Source organism: Streptomyces sp. NPDC059456, assembly GCF_042750055.1.
Classification (GTDB): Bacteria; Actinomycetota; Actinomycetes; order Streptomycetales; family Streptomycetaceae; genus Streptomyces.
On sequence record NZ_JBHYVA010000607.1, the window covers coordinates 1 to 5,292 of the forward strand.

Below are 5,292 nucleotides of genomic sequence, written 5' to 3' on the forward strand. Positions count from 1 at the left end.
GGTCCGCAGCATCCTGTCGGCTGGCGGACCGTGCCCGGGTTCCCGCGCCTGGCGGTTCGGGCCAGAACTTCGGCTGCGTCCTGTACCTGGTCATTGAGGGCGGCGAGGTAGCGCTCGGCGTCGAGGGCCGCTGCGCAGCCGGAGCCAGCTGCGGTGATGGCTTGGCGGTAGGTGTGGTCGACGACGTCGCCGGCGGCGAAGACACCGGGGATGTTCGTGCGGGTCGAGGGCGAGGCGACCTTGATGTAGCCCTCGTCGTCGAGATCGATCCGGCCGGTGAACAGCTCTGTGCGGGGGTCGTGTCCGATGGCGATGAACAGGCCGGTGACGTCGAGGTCTCGGAGCTTTCCGGTGAAGGTGTCGCGCAGGACGACACCGGAGAGCATGCCGTTCGTTTCCTTGATCTCGGCGATCTCGCTGTCGAAGGCGAAGGAGATCTTGTCGTCGGTGAACGCCCGGTTCTGCATGACCTTGGACGCGCGCAGGGTGGAGCGACGGTGGACGATGGTGACCGAGCGGGCGAAGCGGGTGAGGAAGGTGGCCTCTTCCATGGTGGTGTCGCCGCCGCCGACCACGACGATGTCGTGGTCGCGGAAGAAGAACCCGTCGCAGGTGGCGCACCAGGAGACCCCGCGGCCGGACAGTTCTTCTTCCTTGGGGAGGCCGAGTTTGCGGTAGCCGGAGCCGGTCGCGATGATCACCGTCTTGGCGCGGTGGACGGTGCCCTCGGAGTCGGCGACCTCCTTGATGTCGCCGGTGAGGTCGACGGAGACGATGTCGTCGTCGATCATCTCGGCGCCGAACTTCTCAGCCTGGGCCCGGATGTTGACCATGAGGTCCGGGCCGTCGATCCCGTCGGGGAAGCCGGGGAAGTTCTCCACCTCGGTCGTGGTGGTCAGGGAGCCACCGACGAAGATCGAGCTGCCGAAGAGGAGCGGCTTCAGCTGGGCGCGGGCGGTGTAAAGGGCGGCGGTGTATCCGCCCGGGCCGGAGCCGATGATGATGACGTCGCGTATGACCGTCGTCGACGGTGGTCGCGTCGGTCACGGGATCAGCCCTGTTTCTTAGCGTCGATCTCGGCGATCAGGCCCTCGATGAGGCCCTTGATCTCGTCACGGATGGGGCGGACGGCCTCGACACCCTGGCCGGCCGGGTCCTCGAGCTGCCAGTCGAGGTAGGTCTTGCCGGGGAAGTACGGGCAGGCGTCGCCGCAGCCCATGGTGATGATGTAGTCCGACGCCTGGGCGGCCTCGGGGGTGAGGACCTTCGGCTTCTGGTCGGAGATGTCGATGCCCAGCTCGGCCATGGCGGCCACCGCGGAGGGGTTGATCTGGTCGCCGGGCATGGAGCCGGCGGAGCGGACCTCGACGCGGTCGCCCGCGAGGTGGCGCAGGAACCCGGCCGCCATCTGGGAGCGGCCGGCGTTGTGGATGCAGACGAAGAGGACGGACGCGGCAGGCGTGGAGGACATCGTGCTTCCTGAGTGACGAGGAGCCGGCAAGTCAGCCCGGACTGGTGTCAGGCCCGGCTGATGTGACAGTATCAGTACATGATGACGTCAGTCGACACTGATCTGATCCGGGTTCTGGCCGACCCGCTCAGGCTCCAGATCGTGACCCTCCTCGCCCGCGAAACGCTCTGCACCACCCACCTTGTGGAGGAGACGGGCGCGAAGCAGACGAACCTCTCCAACCACCTGAAGGTGCTCAGAGGGGCCGGGGTCGTGGAGACGGAGCCTTGCGGCCGGTTCACCTACTACCGCTTGCGCCCGGAAGTCATCGAAGCTCTCGCCGGTCAGTTCGCCGACCTCGCTCAGACCGCGCGTGCCACCGCCGAGGCGAACCTCAAGCGGTCCTGCCCATAAGTTCCTGGCGACCCCGCCCGCCGCTGCTTCACCTGCCCGAGGAGAACCTGCCTTGACCGCCACCGAGCCCGCCGCGAGCGACGCCATAGCCACCCCCGAGGCGTCGCCGCAGCCCGCGCCGGGCGCGACCCCGCCCCGTACCCCGCTGATCGCCCGCGCGGCCGCCGAGCTGGTCGGCACCGCCGCCCTCGTCGCGATCGTGGTCGGCTCCGGCATCCAGGCCACCAAGCTCACCGACGACATCGCGCTGCAGTTGCTGGCCAACTCCACCGCCACGGTGTTCGGCCTCGGCGTGCTAATTGCTCTTCTCGGCCCGGTCTCCGGAGCGCACTTCAACCCGGCCGTCACGCTGGCCGAGTGGTGGACCGGCCGCCGCGGTGGTGCCGGGGTGAACGCCCGCGAGCTGGCCGTGTACGTGCCCTCGCAGATCGCCGGCGCCATCGCGGGCGCGATCCTGGCGGACGCGATGTTCGGCGAGCCGCTCGTCAAGTGGTCCACCCACGACCGTTCCGCCGGCAACCTCCTCCTCGGCGAAGTGGTCGCCACCGCGGGCCTGATCATGCTGATCTTCGGCCTCGCCCGCACCGACCGGCTGCGCTTCGCGCCCGTCGCGGTCGCCTCCTACATCGGTGCCGCCTACTGGTTCACCTCGTCCACCTCCTTCGCCAACCCGGCGGTCACCATCGGCCGCGCCTTCACCGACACCTTCGCCGGAATCGCCCCGGCCTCCGTGCCCGCCTTCATCGCCATGCAGCTGATCGGTGCCGCAGTTGGTCTGGCGTTGGTGGCAGTCATCTTCATGCGAGGCAAGACCGAGCAGGACAAGCCCGCGGCATGACGCTGCACGCGGATGTGGTGGTGGTCGGCGGCGGCCAGGCAGGGCTCGCCGCCGGCTACTACCTGCGCCGGGCGGGCATCGGCTTCACCATCCTCGACGCCCAGGCCACCCCGGGCGGGGCCTGGCAGCATGCCTGGGACTCGCTGCACCTGTTCTCCCCAGCCGCCTACTCCTCCCTGCCCGGCCGCCTCATGCCGCAGCAAGAGGGCAAGACCTTCCCGGACGTCTCCCACGTACTGGAGTACCTCGCCGACTACGAGAAGCGCTACGAACTCCCCATCCAGCGCGGCGTCCGCGTCGAGGCCGTCCGCGACGAGGCTCCTCTCCTGCGTGTCGAGACCGACTCCGGCGCCTTCACGGCGCGCGTCGTGGTCAGCGCGACCGGCACCTGGTGGCGCCCGTTCCTGCCCGCCGTCCCCGGCCGTGAGCACTTCCAGGGCCGCCAGCACCACACGGTGGACTACCCCAGCCCCTGGGACTACGCGGGACAGCGCGTCATCGTCGTAGGCGGCGGCAACTCCGGCGCCCAGATCGCCGCCGACCTCGCCCCGCACGCCACCGTCCGCTGGGTCACCCAACGCCCGGCCCGCTACCTCCCGGACGAGATCGACGGACGCGCCCTGTTCGAACTCGCCACCCAGCGCGTTCAGTCCGGCGGCCCGCACATCTCGGACCTCGGCGACATCGTCGCCGTCCCGCCCGTACGCGCGGCCCGGGACGCCGGACTCATCCCGGACCACCGGATGTTCGACAGCCTGACGGCCGACGGAGCCCGCTGGGCCGACGGCAGCACCTGGCCCTGCGACGCGATCGTCTGGTGCACGGGCTTCCGCCCCACGCTCTCGCACCTGTCCCCGCTGGGCCTGCGCACCGAGGGCGGCCGTATCCCCACCGAGGGCACCCGAGCCGTCGCCGACCCGCGCATCCACCTCCTCGGCTACGGCGACTGGACCGGCCCCGCCTCCGCCACCCTCATCGGCGTCGGCCGAACCGCACGCGGAGCCGCCCGGGAGATCTCGGAATTCCTCGGCGCCTGAAACCGCACCGGGCGGGAATCACCGCAGTGGACGGGCGAGGGGTGATGGACGACATGGCGATGGACCGGCAGACCGTGTTCGCGGACTACGAGCGCGCACGGCAGGCCTTCCACGACCTGGTCGACAACGCCACGAAAGCCCACCTCGCCCGCCCCACCAATGGGACCAGGTGGACCAACGAGCAGCTGCTGTGGCACATGTTCTTCGGCTACGTGGTCGTGCGGGTGCTGCTGGTCCTCGCCCGGGTATTCGCTCGGCTCCCCCGCAGCGCCGGCAAGGCCTTCGCCTGGGCTCTGAACGCCGCGACCGGGCCGTTCGACTGGGTCAACTACGTCGGCCCGTGCGGGGCCGTGAAGGTCTTCGGGCCACGCCGCACGGCCGCCGCGTTCGACCGGGTCATCGACTCCCTGCACCGCCGGCTCGCGGTGGAATCCGAAGCCGGCCTGGCCCGCGGCATGCACTTTCCCGTCCGCTGGGACCCGTTCTTCCAGGACTTCATGACACTCGCGGACATCTACCGCTACCCGACTCGGCACTTCGACCTCCACCGCCGGCAGCTCACCCTGGATGGCGAGCTCAGCTGATCAGCGGGCTCCGGCGCCCCAGCAGGACCACGTCGCGCCACACGCCGCGGTGGCGGCCGATGCGCTCACGGGTGCCGATGACGCGGAACCCGGCCCGCTCGTGGACGGCGAGGCTAGCGGCGTTCTCGGGGAAGATCCCGGACTGGATCGTCCAGATGCCCGCCGCCTCGGTTGAGGCGATCAGCGCACGCAGAAGCGCCTTGGCGACGCCTTGCCCGCGGGCGGCGGGGTGCACGTAGACGGAGTGCTCGACCACGCCCGCGTACGCGCAGCGGTCCGAGACCGCGCTCGCCGCGACCCAGCCCAGCACCCGACCGTCATCGAGCGCGATGAAGCGGTGGCCTGGCAGCTTGGCCTTGTCGAACACGCCCCAGTCGGGGGCCTGCGTCTCGAAGGTCGCATTGCCCTCGTCGATCCCCGCCTGGTAGATGCCCAGCACCTGCTCGGCATGCCCGGGCAGCAGCGCCTCGATGCGCACGCCGGTCACTCCGCCTTCGACGCGCCGGACAACAGCGCCCCCATGGCGGCCAGCACGGACGGCTCAACCCGGTAGTACACCCACGTACCGCGGCGCTCGGAGGACAACAAGCCGGCCTCCTTGAGCTTCTTCAGATGGTGGGAGACGGTCGGCTGGGAGACGCCGACGTCGGAGATGTCGCACACGCACGCCTCCCCGCCCTCGTGGGAGGCGACCGCGGAGAACAGCCGCAGGCGCACGGGATCACCGAGGGCCTTGAACATCTTCGCCGCGACCTCAGCCTCCTCGGCCGACATGGGGCGCTCGTTCAGCGGCGGGCAGCAAGCCACCACGACGTCGGGCTCCAGCAGCGGCAGAACCTTCACATTCGACATACGTCTATGTTGACACACATCGAACCAAGACGACAGGGCTCCAGGTGAGCGGCCCGCCCGCCGCCCCGCCCGCCGCCGCCCCGCCCCCCCCCCCCCCAAAACCACACACCGACCCCC

Annotated in this window: 8 protein-coding genes; 4 read left to right on the forward strand and 4 right to left on the reverse strand. The window is 70.1% G+C overall.

The features are described 5' to 3' along the window. Both trxB and ACFXA3_RS34560 read right to left on the reverse strand, forming a co-directional pair. The coding region (gene trxB / locus ACFXA3_RS34555; protein ID WP_385193597.1) for a thioredoxin-disulfide reductase at nucleotides 1-1,016 on the reverse strand (1,016 nt) is incomplete at its 3' end. 35 nt (nucleotides 1,017-1,051) lie between these two features. Beyond that, complete coding sequence (locus ACFXA3_RS34560) at nucleotides 1,052-1,471, reverse strand: arsenate reductase ArsC (RefSeq protein WP_385193576.1); 420 nt, start codon at nucleotides 1,469-1,471, stop codon at nucleotides 1,052-1,054. A 78-nt stretch (nucleotides 1,472-1,549) separates the two neighbouring features. Here ACFXA3_RS34560 and ACFXA3_RS34565 point away from each other — a divergent pair, with 78 nt between their 5' ends. The 4 genes from ACFXA3_RS34565 to ACFXA3_RS34580 are packed head-to-tail and all read left to right on the forward strand — an operon-like array spanning nucleotide 1,550 to nucleotide 4,323. Further along, nucleotides 1,550-1,864: an ArsR/SmtB family transcription factor gene (locus ACFXA3_RS34565; protein WP_385193579.1), complete on the forward strand. Its 315-nt coding sequence runs from the start codon at nucleotides 1,550-1,552 to the stop codon at nucleotides 1,862-1,864. A 52-nt stretch (nucleotides 1,865-1,916) separates the two neighbouring features. Further along, on the forward strand, nucleotides 1,917-2,702 hold the full coding sequence (locus tag ACFXA3_RS34570) for an aquaporin (RefSeq protein WP_385193582.1): 786 nt from the start codon (nucleotides 1,917-1,919) through the stop codon (nucleotides 2,700-2,702). Then, the gene (locus ACFXA3_RS34575) at nucleotides 2,699-3,739 is read left to right on the forward strand and encodes an ArsO family NAD(P)H-dependent flavin-containing monooxygenase (protein WP_385193585.1); all 1,041 of its coding nucleotides are present in this window, start codon (nucleotides 2,699-2,701) and stop codon (nucleotides 3,737-3,739) included. Before ACFXA3_RS34570 ends, ACFXA3_RS34575 begins: the two co-directional genes overlap by 4 nt. A 44-nt stretch (nucleotides 3,740-3,783) precedes the next feature. Next, nucleotides 3,784-4,323 carry a DinB family protein gene (locus ACFXA3_RS34580; protein WP_385193588.1) on the forward strand — a complete coding sequence of 180 codons (540 nt, stop codon included), beginning with the start codon at nucleotides 3,784-3,786 and terminating at the stop codon, nucleotides 4,321-4,323. Here ACFXA3_RS34580 and ACFXA3_RS34585 read toward each other — a convergent pair. Both ACFXA3_RS34585 and ACFXA3_RS34590 read right to left on the reverse strand, forming a co-directional pair. Further along, nucleotides 4,316-4,810: a GNAT family N-acetyltransferase gene (locus tag ACFXA3_RS34585; protein WP_385193591.1), complete on the reverse strand. Its 495-nt coding sequence runs from the start codon at nucleotides 4,808-4,810 to the stop codon at nucleotides 4,316-4,318. The genes ACFXA3_RS34580 and ACFXA3_RS34585 overlap by 8 nt on opposite strands. Continuing rightward, a complete protein-coding gene (locus ACFXA3_RS34590; RefSeq protein WP_385193594.1) occupies nucleotides 4,807-5,175 on the reverse strand; it encodes an ArsR/SmtB family transcription factor in 369 nt (122 codons plus the stop codon). The genes ACFXA3_RS34585 and ACFXA3_RS34590 overlap by 4 nt, the downstream gene beginning before the upstream one ends. Between the last annotated feature and the right edge of the window lie 117 nt (nucleotides 5,176-5,292).

Excerpts from the sequence above, each read along its gene's own strand:
- ACFXA3_RS34560 (WP_385193576.1), bottom strand. The coding sequence starts at position 1,471 with ATGTCCTCCACGCCTGCCGCGTCCGTCCTCTTCGTCTGCATCCACAAC.
- ACFXA3_RS34565 (WP_385193579.1), top strand. The coding sequence starts at position 1,550 with ATGATGACGTCAGTCGACACTGATCTGATCCGGGTTCTGGCCGACCCG.
- ACFXA3_RS34575 (WP_385193585.1), top strand. The coding sequence starts at position 2,699 with ATGACGCTGCACGCGGATGTGGTGGTGGTCGGCGGCGGCCAGGCAGGG.
- ACFXA3_RS34580 (WP_385193588.1), top strand. The coding sequence starts at position 3,784 with ATGGACGACATGGCGATGGACCGGCAGACCGTGTTCGCGGACTACGAG.
- ACFXA3_RS34590 (WP_385193594.1), bottom strand. The coding sequence starts at position 5,175 with ATGTCGAATGTGAAGGTTCTGCCGCTGCTGGAGCCCGACGTCGTGGTG.